The following is a 16,389-nucleotide window of genomic DNA, read 5'->3' as shown; positions in this document are numbered from 1 at the left end:
ATGCAAACCCTTAGCTATCCAAACGTACAGGAAACGTTGTATCGCGAAGTGCTTGATAACGGACTTGAGGTTATCGTGCTGCCGAAGGAAGGCTTTAATAAAACATATGCGACATTCTCGACAAAGTATGGTTCAGTCGACAACCGCTTTTCGGTTGGCAATCAGCCTCCTGTGAAAGTGCCTGACGGTATCGCGCATTTTCTCGAGCATAAAATGTTCGAGGAGCCAATGGGAGACATATTTGCTGTATTTGCATCGCAAGGAGCTTCAGCGAACGCGTTTACGAGCTTCGACAGAACGGTATATTTGTTCTCTGCTACGGAGCAGATAAACGCTAATTTAGAGACGTTAATCAACTTCGTTCAAAATCCTTATTTTACAGATGCCAATGTAGAGAAGGAAAAAGGAATAATCGAGCAGGAAATCAATATGTATCGTGACAATCCCGATTGGAGAGTTTATTTCGGGTTGATTGATGCGCTGTATCATGAGCATCCGGTTCATATCGATATCGCCGGAACGGTGGAGTCCATCAGGCAAATCGATAAGGAAACCCTTTACCGCTGCTACGAAACCTTTTATCATCCCTCCAATATGATATTGTTTGTCGTTGGCGGAGTGAAGGCGGAGGAAGTATTCCAGCTTGTGCGCGATAATCAGAATAGCAAATCTTTTGAGCCGCAGGGGCCGATCGAGCGATTTTTTGAGAAAGAGCTTGAAGCTGTCAAGATCCCACGCAAGGTGACGGAGCTTCCTGTTTCACTGCCAAAATGCATGCTCGGAATCAAAGAAAAGCATACGGGGCTAACCGGCGAAGCGCTTCTGCGTCAAGAAGTGACGACCAAGCTGATGCTGGAAGCTCTAATTGGACCTAGCTCTACGCTCTATCAGCAGCTTTATGAGAAAGATCTGATCTCTGACTCGTTCGGACACGAGTATAATTCGAGCACGGGCTACGCCTTCTCGGTTATCGGGGGCGACACGCCAAATCCGGATGAGCTGATTAAGCAAATTCGTTCAGCAGTTGAGGGTATTTTGGCAAAAGGCATTGAACCAACTGCGTTCGAGAGAGCCAAGCGCAAAAAAATCGGCGGATATTTACGCATGCTAAACTCCCCAGAAGCCATCGCCGGTGAATTTACGAGATATCGATTCCGTGACAGCGATATGTTCGATGTGCTTGATTTCTATGAAAAATGCACGCTTGACGATGTTAATGAGCGGCTTCGCGAGCATTTTGACTTCAATCAATCATCGGTATCGATTGTGGAACAGCCATCAAAATGAAGACGCTTCAGGAAATGACGGTGCTGATTACTGGGGGAGGCCGCGGCATCGGCGCAGCTATTGCCAAACGATTTGCAGCTGAGAGAGTCAATATCGTCATACATTATTTGCATTCTCATGAGACGGCTAACGAGACGGCACGAACCTGTATGGCGCTTGGCGCAAACGTATTAACGATCTCAGCGGATCTGCGTTCCAAGGAGCAGCTTGAGCGGATGCGGGAGAAGCTGGAGAGCCACAATATGCTTCCGGATATATTAGTCAACAACGGAGGTATTTCGCATTATGGCATGCTGATGGATGTGACCGAGGAAGATTGGGATGATGTGATGGCCGTCAACCTGAAGGGCATGTTTCTATGCTCGCAGTTGTTTATGCCGAATATGATTGCCCAGCGTTATGGCCGCATCATTAACGTTTCCTCCATTTGGGGGATGTCTGGAGCATCCTGCGAAGTGCTTTATTCCACAACAAAGGGCGGTATGAACGCTTTTACGAAGGCGCTGGCCAAGGAGCTGGCGCCGACGGGCATTACCGTTAATGCGGTTGCACCGGGAGCGGTTGATACCGAAATGATGGATAGCTTCAATGCGGAGGAGAAGGCTGCGATGCAGCAGAAAATTCCAGTCGGGCGATTTGGCTCTACGGAAGAAATTGCTTCGCTCGTGTATTTTCTGGCGCTGCCTGAATCATCGTATATTACGGGACAAGTAATTAGCCCAAACGGCGGCTGGCACACATAGGTTGAAGCTGTTCTTTTTTGGCGGACAAGCCCTTTTGCATAATTAGACGTGCTTTTACGCATGATAAGACTGTTGATGATTCTTTTCTATACCATTAGGAGGCGAAGAAACATGTCGACAGTCCTTTCTAACTTTGCAACATGGAAGCATTTTTTGGCAGACCGTGTATCGCAAGCGAAAAAAATTGGGATGACGGAAGAAACGATCGTGTCCTTAGCTTATGAGATTGGCACTTTTCTTGAAGAAAAGGTTGATCCGAAAAATGAGGAAGAACGCGTATTGAAAGAGCTATGGGATGCAGGCGATGAGTCTGAGCGCAAGACGCTAGCCTGCTTGATGGTCAAGCTCGTCCAAAAATCGTAGCCCATTTTTTGCGATGGCGGCATTTCGTCAACAGAAGCAGCAGCAGAAGAGCCTCCCTTTAGGAGGCTTTTCTGCAATGTTTCTTTTTGGGTTGCAGGATTGTGACGAAAATTGTAGAATTATGTTTTATGACGGGCAGTTCAATCATTTACATACTTCTATACGATTAGGTTTAGGACGGTGAAAGCTTTGGAGTCGAAGCAGTGGTACATGGAATACAAAATACATAAGAACCGCCCAGGCTTGCTTGGAGATATCGCTTCATTGCTAGGTATGCTTGAGGTTAATATTATGACGATCAACGGCGTTGAGGATCGAACAAGGGGCATGCTGCTTCAGACCGATGATGACGAGAAAATCGAGCTTCTTGGCAAAATGCTTCAAAAGGTTGATAATATTACTGTAAACAAGCTGAGAACGCCTACAATTGTTGATATTTTAGCAGTCCGTCATGGACGCTATATCGAACGTGATTCCGATGACCGCAAAACGTTCCGTTTTACGCGCGATGAGCTCGGTATTTTAGTGGACTTTTTGGGCGAAGTGTTTAAACGTGATGGAAATCAGGTTATAGGTTTAAGAGGTATGCCACGGGTAGGCAAGACGGAGTCCATCATTGCAGGCAGCGTATGCTCGAATAAGCGCTGGACCTTTGTTTCCTCTACTTTGCTTCGGCAAACGGTCAGAAGCCAGCTGTCTGAGGACGAGATGCAGCCTAACAATATTTTTATAATTGATGGAATCGTAAGCACGATTCGCTCGAATGAGAAGCATTACGGATTGCTGCAGGAGATTATGGCTATGCCTTCAACGAAAGTAATCGAACATCCAGATATATTCATTAAAGAATCCAATTTTGATTACAGCCATTTTGACATTATTGTAGAATTGCGCAATACGCCAGATGAGGAAATATCTTATGAATCTTTCACAGCTAACTATACAGACGATTTCTAATCGGAAGGAGGCCGTCTCATGTCTGATTTAGGTGAACTACTTCGCAAGGCGAGAGACCAGCGCGGCTTAACGCTTGATGATATTCAAGAAACGACAAAAATCAGAAAACGGTACTTGGAAGCGATAGAGAGTGGAGATCATACGGTTTTGCCAGGCCCTTTTTATGTACGGGCATTTGTGAAAAATTACTCAGAAGCAGTTGGACTCGATCCAGATGAAGTGCTTCGCTTGTATCAGCATGAGGTGCCTGCTGCACCGGTAGAGCAAATTTCCGAGCCGATCGTCGTTAGGGCACCGCGCAGAGTCAAATCTCAATCGTCAGAGAGACTTGGCAAAATCGGTTTTAGCGTCATGATGTGGTCCTTTCTTATTTTGATCGTTGTCGTCATTTGGGTCTATGCAATCAATAAAGATTCTAGCGATCCGAAACAGGCAGATAACAGTACAGACATTACCGAGGTGTCCCAGCCGCCTGCTGAGGATACGGATAATAATAATTCAACTGGGAACGAGAACGTGCCAAGTACACCACCCGTCTCTCCGACTCCGACTGTTGCGCCTACAACGGTTACGTTCGGCAGCAAGGTGGGCAAGGCTGATCAATATGATATTGGTCCAGCGGGTACAGCCCATAAGGTTGAAGTTAAAGTGGTTGGCGGCAGAAGCTGGCTTGAGGTTCGCTCAGGCAGCAGAACTGGAGAGAAGCTTTACTCTACAAATGCAGAGGACGGCACAATCGAAACTTATGAACTCGCAGGTCCAATTTACATCAATGTAGGCAGAGCGGATCTGACCGAAATAACCGTGGACGGCGTTCCTGTGCCTGATGGCGACAGGGCAACATTAAAAAAACTGCTGCTTAATCCAGTTGGCGCTACCGACAATGCAACACCAACAGATGAAGCGGTACCAACGGACCAGGCTAAAACGGAATAATTGATTCCTGTACCAAAGGAGAGGTATGAAATGGCTTCAGAAAATGCTTTTGATATTGTATCCAAGGTGGATATGCAAGAATTAGCGAATGCGATAAAGCAAGCAGAGCGTGAGATTGAAACGCGCTTTGATTTTAAAGGCAGCAAGAGCTCCATCGCTCTCGAGAAGGAAGAGCTTGTTGTCGCTTCCGAGGATGACTATAAGCTAAAAAACGTGCTTGATATCCTATTGTCCAAAATGGTAAAACGCGGCGTTCCGATCAAAAACTTGGATTATGGCAAAATCGAAGGCGCATCGGGCAATACCGTCCGTCAACGCATAAAGCTAAGACAAGGCATTGAGCAGGATGTCTCGAAAAAAATCAATATTTTGATTCGCGATTCGAAGCTGAAGGTGAAAAGCTTGATTCAAGGCGATCAGATTAGAGTATCAGGCAAAAGCCTCGATGACTTGCAAGCCGTGATGAAGCTGCTTAGAGAAGCTGATCTGCCAGTAGAGCTTCAATTCACTAATTATCGCTCTTAAAACAAAAGCTTCGTTTCATCGCATTTTGAGAAACGGGGCTTTTCGTTTTCATGCTGAAGTCGTTAACAATTGAGGCTTTAGCCGCTTTTGACACGTGAATTGGCATGTATTATACTTGGTTAGGTAGCTTTACGGAAGGATCTGGGGGAATACATAGATGAGAGAGAGAACAATTGCTAAGGCTCAAGGCTGCTTATTATATGGTATGCAGCTGGAAATGAAAGCCGATTTCATTCACGAACAAGGGGTTCGCGTAATGCACACCTATGAGTTAGATCGATCTAAGGAGGGAATTGCGTGAATCTGGCGAATCGCATTACACTAGCCAGAATATTTTTGGTGCCGGTTATTATGTTTTTTCTGCTTATTAAAGTGGATTTGGGGTCGTTCAGCATCTCAGACTTCTCCATTACATACAATCAAATCATAGCGGCACTCATTTTTATTGTGGCGGCAAGCACAGACGGATTAGACGGCTACATTGCGCGCAAGAACAAAATTGTTACGAACCTAGGCAAGCTGCTTGATCCATTGGCAGATAAGCTGCTCGTAGCAGCGGTACTGATTTCACTCGTTGAGATGGACAAGCTGAACGCATTGATTGCGATCGTGATCATCAGTCGGGAATTTGCGGTAACTGGTCTCCGTCAGATCGCGCTTCTAGAAGGCTCCGTTATGGCTGCCAGCACATGGGGCAAATGGAAGACGGCGATTCAAATTACGATGATTATCGCGCTCTTGATCAACAACTTCCCATTTAATTTCATAGATTTTCCGTTTGATGTCATCGCAAGCTGGGTGGCTGCCGCTATTACGGTATACTCGGGAATCGATTATTTTTTAAAAAACAAGCATTTGATTCCGGTAGAATAATGTCAAAGCATCTTTCCGCAAGGCGGGGAGATGCTTTTGCTTATATGCATGCATAAATTCAAACCTAGAACATTTGAACGAAGAGGAGAACGCTAACCATGAAAGCAGAAATCATTGCGGTCGGCACGGAGCTGCTGCTAGGCCAAATCGTAAATACGAATGCACAGTTTTTGTCTCAAAAGCTTGCAGGGCTAGGTGTTGATGTTTACTTTCAGACGGTAGTCGGCGACAACGCCCTGCGGCTGAGGCAAGCCATCGAAATCGGAAGAAGCAGAGCCGACCTGCTTGTCTTTACAGGGGGGCTTGGCCCGACGCAGGATGATCTTACGAAGGACGTGCTAGCCGAATATTTAAACCGCAAGCTGCTCATTCACGAGCCTTCGATGGCCCAAATCGAGCAGTTGTTCAGCTCCCGAGGCATTCATATGGTAGAGAGCAATCGCAGGCAGGCACTCATGATTGAAGGCGGCGAGCCGCTTGAGAATACGACAGGCCTTGCTGTGGGCAATGGCTTATCCGTTGACGGCACGCTTTATTTGCTTCTGCCAGGCCCGCCGCGGGAAATGAAGCCGATGATGGATGGCGCTGGCGAGGTGTGGCTGCGTTCCGTGCTTGGGTTAGCAGATCCGCTTTATTCGCGCCTGCTGAAATTCGCTGGGATCGGTGAATCCAATCTCGAAGCGAAGCTGCTTGATTTGATTGATGGTCAGGTTGATCCAACCATAGCCCCTTACGCAAAGGAAGGCGAGGTAGCTATCCGAGTATCAACCAAAGCGAGCACGTCAATCGAAGCGGATCAAAAAATAGATGAAACCGTCGAGAAGATTAAGGAACGTGTAGGCGAGTATTTGTACGCACAGAAGGACATCCCGATCGAAGAAGAGGTTGTACACCTTCTTAGAGCCTCAAGGCGCAAGCTGGCGAGCGCGGAAAGCTGCAGCGGGGGTTTGTTCGCGGAACTTATTACAAACGTTCCTGGGAGCAGTGGGGAGTATGTAGGAGGGGTTGTTACCTACACCAATATAATGAAGCATCACCTGCTCAGCATTCCGATGACACAGCTTGAGGGAGAAGGTGCGCCAGGTGCGATTAGCGATTCGACTGCGGCATTGATGGCGGAGAGAGTCAGAGAGCTGTCGGACGCTGATTTTGGCGTGTCGCTGACAGGTGTTGCGGGACCTGCAGAATCCGAGGGCAAGCCGGTAGGACTTGTCTATGTAGGCTTAGCGGAACGCGGCAGGCCGACGATCGTTCATACTTTAAACCTTAGCGGCGGAAGAGGCATGATCAGGCTGCGGGCTGTAAAGGCAGCGTTATATCGACTGTGGTTGGCGCTGCAGACGCGTTAAAAACGGAAGCGGGCCACCTCGTCAACCCATCGCCATGCTGTCCCTTTTGATGGATAAATAAAGTTTGTCAATTGTCGATAAGACAGTTATAATGAAGAATAGTTATCGGAAGAACCGTGGCGAAGAATACTTTGCTGCGGTTTTTTTATGCCCAAATTAGGCGTCAAGCAAAAATGCGAATGTATGTTCGAAAAAATGCTTGTCAACCTGATGGAAAAAAGGTATCATAACATTATAAATAAAGAAGGATGTGAGTTTCTTGTCGGATCGTCGCGCTGCACTAGAAATGGCTTTGCGTCAAATTGAGAAACAATTTGGTAAAGGCTCCATCATGAAATTAGGAGAATCCACACACATGCAGGTAGAGACCGTTCCTAGCGGTTCGCTTGCTCTTGATATTGCATTAGGAATAGGCGGCTTGCCGCGTGGACGTGTTATTGAAATATACGGACCGGAATCTTCCGGTAAAACGACAGTTGCACTTCATGCGATTGCAGAGGTTCAACGTATTGGCGGACAAGCTGCCTTTATCGATGCAGAGCATGCTCTTGATCCGCTCTATGCAAGCAAGCTTGGCGTTAACATTGACGAGCTGTTGCTTTCACAGCCTGATACGGGTGAGCAAGCATTGGAAATCGCGGAAGCGCTCGTACGCAGCGGCGCCGTTGATATCGTCGTTATTGACTCCGTAGCTGCACTCGTGCCGAAAGCGGAAATTGAAGGCGATATGGGGGATTCCCACGTTGGTCTTCAAGCGCGTCTGATGTCTCAGGCTTTGCGGAAGCTTTCCGGAGCAATCAGCAAATCGAAGACGATTGCGATTTTCATCAACCAATTGCGTGAGAAGGTCGGCGTTATGTTCGGTAACCCTGAGACAACGCCAGGCGGTCGCGCCTTGAAATTCTACTCCAGCGTACGTCTTGATGTCCGTCGTATTGAAACGTTGAAACAAGGTAACGACATGGTCGGTAACCGTACTCGTATCAAGGTTGTTAAGAACAAAGTAGCTCCTCCGTTCAAACAAGCTGAGATCGACATCATGTACGGCGAAGGCATTTCCAGAGAAGGCACGCTTGTTGATCTTGGCGTAGAGATGGATATCGTACAGAAGAGCGGCGCATGGTTCTCTTACAATGGCGAGCGTCTTGGCCAAGGCCGCGAGAATGCGAAGCAGTACTTGAAGGATCATAAGGATATCGCTGAAGTGATCGAGAAGCAGATTCGCGATGCAAGCAACCTGTCGGCTGCAGCAACTCAGGCTAATTTCAAAGCTGAAGAAGACGACGAAGAATTCGAAGATCTAGAATAAATCGACCTGAAATCATACATGCTGATGCTTCGCCGTCCCGATAGGGACGGCGAAGCTGTGTTTAGAGAGGATTTTAAATCGCAAGCTTTTTTGAAGCTGATCATATTCAATATGCCCTAGACCGTTTAGAAAGGGAGCATATTGTGGATGATGAACAATATGCACGACAATTTGCGACAAGCCAGCTCAAAAACAGCTTGAGAGGGCTTCGATTCATTCAGCAGGAGCTGAAGCGAGGCGTGTCGAAAGAAGCTGCAGCAGATGCAACGGGATCGTTAGACCGCGATGTAAAATTAGCATCGGCCAAAAAAAGCTGCGGAGAAGGATTGGCGATTCGTAAAAAGGCAAGCCATTAGACCGAAAACGCATGCTAATGGGCTATTTAATGCGTAGAGGCTTCCCTTCAGAAATCGTGAAGGTAGCCATAAAGTGGATTGATCTAAATGGGGAAGTTGAAGCATTCGAGGAAGATGATGGGCTTTTGCTTGACAATTGATTTTACGAAAAGATAAAATGAGTTTGTATTCCTTCATTATTGAATCAATTTTCCTTCCAAAAGTTGATTCAAAACGATTATTTTCGTCAAATTAGTAAATGTTGAAACGGTTTGAAGCCGGTTGAAAACCTAATATCATCCCAAGCAGTGCCTTGGTGTATGCAACAAGGAGGTGAACAAGATGCATGAGATCATTTGGATCTTGATCTGTCTCTTTGTTGGCGCAATATTCTTTGGGATTGGTTATTTTATTCGAAAGTCGATTGCCGAGGCCAAAATTTCAAGCGCTGAGCAAGCTGCGATCCAAATCGTAGAAAATGCGAAGAAGGAAGCGGAAGCTCAGAAGAAAGAAACCGTGCTAGAGGCAAAAGACGAAGTCCACAAACTTCGTTCCGAAGCCGAGAGAGACATTCGTGAACGTCGCAACGAGGCTCAACGTCAGGAAAGACGTTTGCTCCAAAAAGAGGAGTCGCTGGATAAAAAGTTAGAAGCGCTAGAACGCAAAGAAGAAACTGTAGCCAACAAAGAAAAACGGATCGAAGAAACGCAAGAGGAGATCGATTCCATTTACAAGCAGCAGCTTAGTGAATTGGAACGTATATCGAGTCTCACAACGGAAGATGCGAAATCGATCATTTTATCCAATGTTGAACAGGAAGTACGACATGAGACAGCACAGATGATCAAAGAGATCGAGCAGCAAGCGAAAGAAGAGGCAGATAAGAAAGCCCGTAATATTATATCACTTGCGATTCAACGCTGTGCGGCAGATCATGTGGCTGAAACGACGGTATCCGTTGTTACATTGCCTAATGAAGAGATGAAAGGCCGCATTATTGGGCGTGAAGGCCGAAATATCCGTGCTTTGGAAACATTGACTGGTATCGATCTTATCATCGACGATACACCGGAAGCGGTCATTTTGTCTGGTTTCGACCCGATAAGACGCGAAATTGCCCGTACTTCTTTGGAAAAGCTTGTAGCTGACGGTCGTATCCATCCTGCCCGCATTGAAGAAATGGTTGAAAAATCTCGTAAAGAAGTGGACGAGCGTATCCGTGAATACGGTGAGCAAGCTACTTTCGAGGTTGGAGTTCATGGCTTGCACCCGGATTTAATCAAGATTCTTGGTCGATTGAAGTACCGGACAAGTTATGGTCAAAACGTATTGAAGCACTCCATGGAGGTTGCTTACTTGACTGGCTTGATGGCAGCAGAGCTTGGCGAAGATATTACGCTGGCAAAGCGTGCAGGATTGCTGCATGATATCGGTAAAGCGCTAGACCACGAAGTGGAAGGCTCACACGTTGAGATCGGCGTTGAGCTTGCTAAGAAATACAAGGAGCATCCTGTCGTTATTAACAGTATTGCCTCCCATCACGGTGATACGGAAGCTACTTCCGTTATCGCGATGCTCGTAGGAGCGGCTGATGCCTTATCGGCTGCACGTCCGGGAGCTCGCCGTGAAACGCTTGAAACGTACATTAAACGACTGGAGAAGCTTGAAGATATTTCAGAATCGTTTGATGGCGTAGAGAAATCGTATGCGATTCAAGCTGGCCGCGAAGTGCGCGTCATGGTGCAGCCAGAGAAAATCGACGATACGGAAGCATTCCGCCTCGCACGTGATATTACGAAAAAAATCGAGAGCGAGCTCGATTATCCGGGACATATTAAAGTTACGGTCATTCGAGAAACACGCGCGGTTGAATATGCGAAGTAATCAATAAAAAAATATTAGCTTTACGGAAAAGTGGCTGCTAGTTAGCCACTTTTCTGTTTGCAGGCGCATAAAAAAGGAAGTGTACCCACATGAATGTATTATTTATTGGCGATATCGTAGGCAACGTAGGGAGAAGCGCATTGAAACGCGTGCTGCCGGCGCTAAAGAGCAAATACAATCCTCATATTATTATTGCAAATGGCGAGAATGCGGCCGCTGGCCGCGGGATAACGGCAACAATTGCGAAGGAATTTTTCGAGTGGGGCATCCATGGCATAACGATGGGCAACCATACGTGGGATAATAAAGATATTTTTGAATGGATAGACGATGAGCCCCGCCTTGTTCGCCCGGCGAACTATGCGGAAGGGGCCCCTGGACAAGGCATGGCCTTCATTAAAGCCGGAGGAAAGCAGCTGGCAATCATTAATTTGCAGGGACGTACGTTTTTGCCGCCGATTGATTGTCCTTTCCGCAAAGCAGATGAACTAATCGAAGAAGCTAGAGAGCAAACGAATAACATCCTCGTCGATTTTCACGCGGAAGCGACGTCGGAGAAAATCGCGATGGGCTGGCATCTTGATGGGAGAGTCTCGATCGTACTGGGAACTCATACGCATGTTCAGACGAATGACGATACGATTTTGCCTGGGGGAACGGCTTACATAACTGATGTTGGAATGGTTGGACCTAAGGAGGGCGTGCTAGGCATGGAGCGCACTGCTGTTTTGCACAAATTTATTACGCAGCTGCCGGTTCGTTTTGTTGTGGATGAGGGCAGTTGGCATTTGCATGCCATATCCGTTCAGATTGATGATGCAACGGGTCAAGCACGGAAAATCGAAAAAATACGCCTTACGGAAGATGAATGGCTTCTGTTGTAACGCTTTGAATCTTTGAAAAGTTCCGACAATTCAGAACAGTTTGTTAATTACAAGAATAAAAGCAGGAATTTTTTAATCTCCCTCGAATACTATTTAAAAGTGGAATCCATCCAACAGTCCAAGGGGAGGTTCTTTTTATGGATGTATTAAAAGTTTCAGCAAAGTCCAATCCAAATTCCGTTGCAGGTGCGCTAGCTGGCGTTCTTCGTGAACGTGGTGGTGCGGAACTGCAAGCCATTGGAGCTGGTGCGTTAAATCAAGCGATCAAGGCCGTTGCTATTGCTCGCGGATTTGTCGCTCCCAGCGGGGTGGATCTAATTTGCATTCCAGCTTTTACTGACATCGTTATCGACGGGGAGGACCGAACAGCAATCAAATTGATTGTTGAACCTCGGTAGCAAGTCCAGGCGGCGTTAACAATTAAGCCAATTGGATGAAAATGAAACGTTTTCGCCTGTTTACGTCGTAGACAGGTTTTTTTGCTGCAATTCTAACGAATAGGTAGGTGCGACTATGAGAGTGGTCGATTTTCATTGCGATGTCCTTTGCAAGCTGCTGATTGACGAGAAATTGACGTTTCAAGGAAGCAAGCCTGGAAGTTTGGATGTTACATACGAGCGTCTGAAGGCGGCTGGAACGATTTTGCAAACATTCGCGATCTATATTCCTCAATCGATAAATGGACGGTTAGAGCCGATTTTGGAAAGCGTAGACCGCTTTCACCAATTGGTGCTGACTTGCAAGGATATGATGTGGGTGAGAACGGCTGAGGAGCTGGACTCTTGTATACAGAATGGGAAAATAGGAGCGCTATTGTCGCTTGAAGGAGTCGATGGGCTTCAAGGCCAGATGTCGCTGCTCCGAATCATGCATCAATTAGGCATACGTGCTGCGGGACTGACCTGGAATCATGCAAACTGGGCTGCAGACGGAGCAATGGAGCCGCGCGGCGGAGGCTTGACCGCAAAAGGAAGATTGTTTGTAGAAGAATGCGATAAATTGGATATACTGTTAGATGTATCCCATTTGTCCGAACGGGCTTTTTGGGAGGTGGCCGAGCTATCGCAAAGACCCGTGCTCGCCTCCCATTCTAATGCTAGAGCGATCTGCGATCATCCTCGAAATTTGACCGATGCTCAGATTGAGAAATTGATTGCAAAGGATGGACTCATTGGCGTCACATTTGTGCCTTGGTTCGTATCGGATGCGGAAGTCGTAGCCATCGATGATTTGCTTCGTCATATTGAGCATATTTGCGAGCTCGGCGGCGAGTCCCACATTATGCTTGGCTCAGATTTTGACGGCATCGATAAGTATATGAAGGGATTGACGCATCCCGGCGAGCTGATTGCACTTCAAGAAGCGCTGCTCAAGCGATATTCAGCAAGCCAAACCGAGCAATTTATGTCGGGAAATGCTTTGCGTTTTTTGAGAAAAATGCTTCCCGCTCGCTAAATGACATTCGATCTGCTTGCGGTATGGATTCAATCGAAACAAACTATGCTTTTGTTAAGCGTTTACATCTTGATTTTTATGCGTATGAGCTTTAAAATTGTTGTGACTGTTATGACTTATACTATATAATTGCTTAATAATATTATGATTTGCACGTTCTAGAAAAAGAGGAGTTGGGCATTTTGATCAGTCAATTGTCTTGGAAGATCGGGGGACAACAGGGGGAAGGGGTCGAAAGTACGGACCGGATCTTTTCTACGGCTCTTAACCGCTTGGGCTATTATTTATATGGATACAGGCACTTTTCTTCCAGAATCAAAGGTGGACACACCAATAATAAAATTCGTATAAGCACGAAGCCGATTCGTGCTATTTCTGATGACTTGGACATTCTAGTCGCGTTCGACCAGGAAAGCATCGATCTGAATGCGAAGGAGCTGCGTCCAGGCGGCGTTATCGTTGCGGATGCAAAGTTTAATCCAAGCGTACCAGAGGGCATAGATGCAAGACTGTTTGCCGTTCCGATTACGGCTATGGCTGAGGAGCTTGGCACATCATTGATGAAGAACATGGTTGCCTCCGGCGCATCATGGGCACTGCTTGGACTGCCGCTTGAAGTATTCAATAAAGCGGTTGAAGAGGAGTTCGGACGCAAAGGCGCAGCTATCGTCGAGAAAAACATTGAAGCGGTTAAACGCGGCGCCGAGTTTGTGCTTGAGCAAGCGGGCGGACCGCTCGATGCGTTTAAGCTGGATGCGGCTGACGGCCAGCAGAAGCTGTTCATGATCGGCAATGAAGCGATCGGTCTTGGCTCTATCGCGGCAGGCTGCCGCTTGATGGCTGCTTACCCGATTACGCCAGCATCCGAAATCATGGAGTATTTGATCAAAAAGCTGCCTAAATTCGGAGGTACGGTTGTACAAACCGAGGATGAAATCGCAGCGGTAACGATGTCAATTGGCGCAAACTATGCAGGCGTGCGTACGATGACTGCATCTGCTGGACCTGGTCTAGCGCTTATGATGGAGGCAATCGGCCTTGCCGGCATGACGGAAACGCCGCTCGTAATCGTGAATACGCAGCGCGGAGGCCCGTCTACGGGACTGCCGACCAAGCAAGAGCAATCGGACTTGAACGCAATGGTATACGGCACGCACGGCGAGATTCCAAAAATCGTCATCGCACCAGCCTCGATCGAGGATTGCTTCTACGATACAATCGAATCCTTTAACCTTGCAGAGCAATATCAGGTTCCTGTTATTTTAATGACGGATCTGCAGCTGTCGCTGGGCAAACAATCCTGCGATCAGCTGGATTATAGCAAAATTGAAATCAAACGCGGCAAGCTGGTCGAAAATGTACCAGCGCTTGAAGGCCATGATTTATTTAAACGATATGAGCTTACGGAGGACGGCGTATCTCCACGCGTTCTGCCAGGCGAGAAGGGCGGCCTGCATCACGTAACGGGCGTTGAGCATGATGAGACGGGCCGCCCGTCGGAGAATGCCTTGAACCGCCAGAATATGATGGATAAACGCCTCGGCAAGCTTGACAATATGCTCATTCGGGACGCGATACGCGTAGACGCTCCTCATGAAACGCCGGAGCTTCTCATTATTGGAATGGGCTCTACTGGCGGCACGATTGATGAAGCTAGAAGCTTGCTTGCTAAGGAAGGCATATCGACTAACCATATTACGATACGCCAGATTCATCCGTTCCCGACGAAGCCTCTGCTTCCTTACTTGCAAAATGCAAAAAAAGTGATCGTCATCGAGAACAATGCTACCGGACAGCTTGCTTCCCAAATCAAAATGAATGCAGGTTTCGCAGAAAAAATCGAAAACTTGCTTAAATATGACGGCAATCCGTTCCTGCCCTCCGACGTTCACAAAGCATGTAAGGAGTTGAGTTTAGATGGCAACGTTCAAAGAGTTTAGAAATAATGTAAAGCCTAACTGGTGTCCTGGCTGTGGAGACTTCTCCATTCAAGCAGCTATTCAGCGCGCAGCAGCTAACGTTGGTCTAGAGCCTGAGAATTTGGCTGTTATTTCCGGTATCGGATGCTCGGGTCGTATCTCCGGATACATCAATGCTTACGGCTTCCATGGTATTCATGGCCGCGTGCTTCCAATCGCACAAGGCGTTAAGCTGGCTAACCGCGAGCTTACGGTAATTGCCTCCGGCGGTGACGGAGACGGCTTTGCCATTGGCATGGGCCACACGGTTCACGCCATTCGGCGCAACCTGAACGTCACTTATATCGTTATGGACAACCAAATTTATGGTTTAACGAAAGGTCAGACCTCGCCGCGCAGCGCCGAGGGCTTCAAAACAAAATCGACGCCGGAAGGCTCGATCGAGTCGACGCTTTCGCCGCTCGAAATCGCGCTGTCCGCAGGCGCTACGTTTGTTGCCCAATCGTTCTCCAGCGATTTGAAGCAATTAACGAAGCTGATTGAAGAGGGAATTAACCATGAGGGCTTCTCGCTAATCAACGTATTTAGCCCATGCGTAACCTTCAACAAAATCAATACGTACGACTGGTTTAAAGAAAATATCGTTAACCTTGAGCAATTCCCGGACTACGATCCTTCCAACCGCGTGCTTGCGATGAACAAGATCATGGAAACAAACGGGATGCTTACCGGTCTTATTTATCAGAACAAAACACGCAAATCCTACGAGGATCTCGTAACAGGCTTCAAGCAAGAGGGCCTTGCAAAGCAGAATATCAAGATTTCCTCCGAGGAATTCGACAAGCTTGTTGCCGAATTTAAATAAATGGTATGATTAGCATACGGCCTAGCGGTTGTATGCTTTTTCATTCGAGAGATTGGAAAGTCGATTATTTCATAGCAGGAGAGTGACAACATGATACATAAGGAAGTTCCAATAGGCGTATCTGCAAGACACATTCACTTATCAGAAGAGCATGTCGAGCTTCTGTTCGGAGAAGGATACGAATTAACAGAAATGAAGCCCTTGTCCCAGCCTGGACAATATGCTGCCAATGAAACGGTAGCTGTTATTGGTCCAAAGGGGACGTTTGCTAAAGTAAGAATTCTTGGCCCGACACGGAAGCAGACACAGCTAGAGGTGTCCCGCACAGACGCATTTGCGCTTGGCGTCAATCCTCCTGTAAGGGAGTCAGGCGATACAAAGGGTTCGGCAGGCATTAAGCTCCAAGGGCCGGCTGGAGTGGTTGAGATCGAAGAAGGCGTAATCGTCGCTGCTCGTCATATTCACTTCCATACAGACGATGCAGATCGGTTAGGCATAGCGGACAAGCAGCTGCTGAAGGTTCGTTTTGAAGGTGAGCGCGGAGTTGTATTTGAAAATGTAGTCGCACGCGTATCGGAGCAATTTGCGCTTGATATGCATATCGATACCGATGAAGCTAATGCGGCGGGCGTGAAAAATGGAGATAAAGCAGTAATCATAGATTAATCTACTAATAGAAGACAGCTTCCGAGTCGTCAGTGACGA

18 protein-coding genes are annotated in these 16,389 nt (G+C 47.2%); all 18 read left to right on the top strand.

The genetic code is table 11. The features are described 5' to 3' along the window. Nucleotides 1-1,287: an EF-P 5-aminopentanol modification-associated protein YfmH gene (gene yfmH, locus AC2TDN_RS05540; RefSeq protein ID WP_484687262.1), complete on the top strand. Its 1,287-nt coding sequence runs from the start codon at nucleotides 1-3 to the stop codon at nucleotides 1,285-1,287. Then, nucleotides 1,284-2,030, top strand: coding sequence for an elongation factor P 5-aminopentanone reductase (gene ymfI, locus AC2TDN_RS05535; RefSeq protein WP_484687261.1), 747 nt, complete (start codon nucleotides 1,284-1,286; stop codon nucleotides 2,028-2,030). Before yfmH ends, ymfI begins: the two co-directional genes overlap by 4 nt. Before the next feature lie 111 nt (nucleotides 2,031-2,141). After that, nucleotides 2,142-2,393, top strand: coding sequence for a DUF3243 domain-containing protein (locus AC2TDN_RS05530; protein ID WP_169083022.1), 252 nt, complete (start codon nucleotides 2,142-2,144; stop codon nucleotides 2,391-2,393). 189 nt (nucleotides 2,394-2,582) lie between these two features. Then, a complete protein-coding gene (locus AC2TDN_RS05525) occupies nucleotides 2,583-3,350 on the top strand; it encodes a DUF3388 domain-containing protein (protein ID WP_138751528.1) in 768 nt (255 codons plus the stop codon). 18 nt (nucleotides 3,351-3,368) lie between these two features. Then, nucleotides 3,369-4,286, top strand: coding sequence for a helix-turn-helix domain-containing protein (locus tag AC2TDN_RS05520; RefSeq protein WP_482065485.1), 918 nt, complete (start codon nucleotides 3,369-3,371; stop codon nucleotides 4,284-4,286). Between the two features lie 30 nt (nucleotides 4,287-4,316). Continuing rightward, nucleotides 4,317-4,811: a YajQ family cyclic di-GMP-binding protein gene (locus tag AC2TDN_RS05515; RefSeq protein WP_053375785.1), complete on the top strand. Its 495-nt coding sequence runs from the start codon at nucleotides 4,317-4,319 to the stop codon at nucleotides 4,809-4,811. 157 nt (nucleotides 4,812-4,968) lie between these two features. Then, a complete protein-coding gene (locus AC2TDN_RS05510) occupies nucleotides 4,969-5,112 on the top strand; it encodes a hypothetical protein (RefSeq protein WP_482065484.1) in 144 nt (47 codons plus the stop codon). Beyond that, the gene (gene pgsA, locus AC2TDN_RS05505; RefSeq protein ID WP_482065483.1) at nucleotides 5,109-5,684 is read left to right on the top strand and encodes a CDP-diacylglycerol--glycerol-3-phosphate 3-phosphatidyltransferase; all 576 of its coding nucleotides are present in this window, start codon (nucleotides 5,109-5,111) and stop codon (nucleotides 5,682-5,684) included. Before AC2TDN_RS05510 ends, pgsA begins: the two co-directional genes overlap by 4 nt. Before the next feature lie 98 nt (nucleotides 5,685-5,782). Beyond that, complete coding sequence (locus AC2TDN_RS05500) at nucleotides 5,783-7,033, top strand: competence/damage-inducible protein A (protein ID WP_484687260.1); 1,251 nt, start codon at nucleotides 5,783-5,785, stop codon at nucleotides 7,031-7,033. A gap of 259 nt (nucleotides 7,034-7,292) precedes the next feature. Further along, nucleotides 7,293-8,342: a recombinase RecA gene (gene recA / locus AC2TDN_RS05495; protein ID WP_482065481.1), complete on the top strand. Its 1,050-nt coding sequence runs from the start codon at nucleotides 7,293-7,295 to the stop codon at nucleotides 8,340-8,342. 143 nt (nucleotides 8,343-8,485) lie between these two features. Beyond that, complete coding sequence (locus AC2TDN_RS05490; RefSeq protein ID WP_484687259.1) at nucleotides 8,486-8,698, top strand: RecX family transcriptional regulator; 213 nt, start codon at nucleotides 8,486-8,488, stop codon at nucleotides 8,696-8,698. 321 nt (nucleotides 8,699-9,019) lie between these two features. Continuing rightward, nucleotides 9,020-10,561, top strand: coding sequence for a ribonuclease Y (gene rny / locus AC2TDN_RS05485; RefSeq protein WP_482065479.1), 1,542 nt, complete (start codon nucleotides 9,020-9,022; stop codon nucleotides 10,559-10,561). A gap of 89 nt (nucleotides 10,562-10,650) precedes the next feature. After that, nucleotides 10,651-11,445, top strand: a complete 795-nt coding sequence (locus AC2TDN_RS05480; protein WP_482065478.1) for a TIGR00282 family metallophosphoesterase — start codon at nucleotides 10,651-10,653, stop codon at nucleotides 11,443-11,445. A gap of 137 nt (nucleotides 11,446-11,582) precedes the next feature. Beyond that, nucleotides 11,583-11,843 (top strand): stage V sporulation protein S, encoded by a 261-nt coding sequence (locus AC2TDN_RS05475; RefSeq protein WP_006036664.1) that lies wholly within the window; start codon nucleotides 11,583-11,585, stop codon nucleotides 11,841-11,843. A 115-nt stretch (nucleotides 11,844-11,958) separates the two neighbouring features. Then, the gene (locus tag AC2TDN_RS05470; protein ID WP_482065477.1) at nucleotides 11,959-12,900 is read left to right on the top strand and encodes a dipeptidase; all 942 of its coding nucleotides are present in this window, start codon (nucleotides 11,959-11,961) and stop codon (nucleotides 12,898-12,900) included. 182 nt (nucleotides 12,901-13,082) lie between these two features. Then, a complete protein-coding gene (locus tag AC2TDN_RS05465) occupies nucleotides 13,083-14,840 on the top strand; it encodes a 2-oxoacid:acceptor oxidoreductase subunit alpha (protein WP_482065476.1) in 1,758 nt (585 codons plus the stop codon). Further along, a complete protein-coding gene (locus tag AC2TDN_RS05460) occupies nucleotides 14,818-15,684 on the top strand; it encodes a 2-oxoacid:ferredoxin oxidoreductase subunit beta (protein ID WP_482065475.1) in 867 nt (288 codons plus the stop codon). Before AC2TDN_RS05465 ends, AC2TDN_RS05460 begins: the two co-directional genes overlap by 23 nt. Nucleotides 15,685-15,777: 93 nt before the next feature. Further along, nucleotides 15,778-16,350 (top strand): phosphate propanoyltransferase, encoded by a 573-nt coding sequence (pduL, locus tag AC2TDN_RS05455; protein ID WP_484687381.1) that lies wholly within the window; start codon nucleotides 15,778-15,780, stop codon nucleotides 16,348-16,350. Nucleotides 16,351-16,389 lie beyond the last annotated feature (39 nt).

The sequence above is a fragment of the Paenibacillus sp. Y660 genome, assembly GCF_057221575.1.
This window is presented reverse-complemented; position numbering and strand designations above follow the sequence as displayed.

Coding starts and splice junctions, on each gene's coding strand:
- yfmH (WP_484687262.1), top strand. CDS start 1: ATGCAAACCCTTAGCTATCCAAACGTACAGGAAACGTTGTATCGCGAA.
- ymfI (WP_484687261.1), top strand. CDS start 1,284: ATGAAGACGCTTCAGGAAATGACGGTGCTGATTACTGGGGGAGGCCGC.
- AC2TDN_RS05530 (WP_169083022.1), top strand. CDS start 2,142: ATGTCGACAGTCCTTTCTAACTTTGCAACATGGAAGCATTTTTTGGCA.
- AC2TDN_RS05520 (WP_482065485.1), top strand. CDS start 3,369: ATGTCTGATTTAGGTGAACTACTTCGCAAGGCGAGAGACCAGCGCGGC.
- AC2TDN_RS05515 (WP_053375785.1), top strand. CDS start 4,317: ATGGCTTCAGAAAATGCTTTTGATATTGTATCCAAGGTGGATATGCAA.
- AC2TDN_RS05510 (WP_482065484.1), top strand. CDS start 4,969: ATGAGAGAGAGAACAATTGCTAAGGCTCAAGGCTGCTTATTATATGGT.
- AC2TDN_RS05500 (WP_484687260.1), top strand. CDS start 5,783: ATGAAAGCAGAAATCATTGCGGTCGGCACGGAGCTGCTGCTAGGCCAA.
- rny (WP_482065479.1), top strand. CDS start 9,020: ATGCATGAGATCATTTGGATCTTGATCTGTCTCTTTGTTGGCGCAATA.
- AC2TDN_RS05480 (WP_482065478.1), top strand. CDS start 10,651: ATGAATGTATTATTTATTGGCGATATCGTAGGCAACGTAGGGAGAAGC.
- AC2TDN_RS05475 (WP_006036664.1), top strand. CDS start 11,583: ATGGATGTATTAAAAGTTTCAGCAAAGTCCAATCCAAATTCCGTTGCA.
- AC2TDN_RS05470 (WP_482065477.1), top strand. CDS start 11,959: ATGAGAGTGGTCGATTTTCATTGCGATGTCCTTTGCAAGCTGCTGATT.
- AC2TDN_RS05460 (WP_482065475.1), top strand. CDS start 14,818: ATGGCAACGTTCAAAGAGTTTAGAAATAATGTAAAGCCTAACTGGTGT.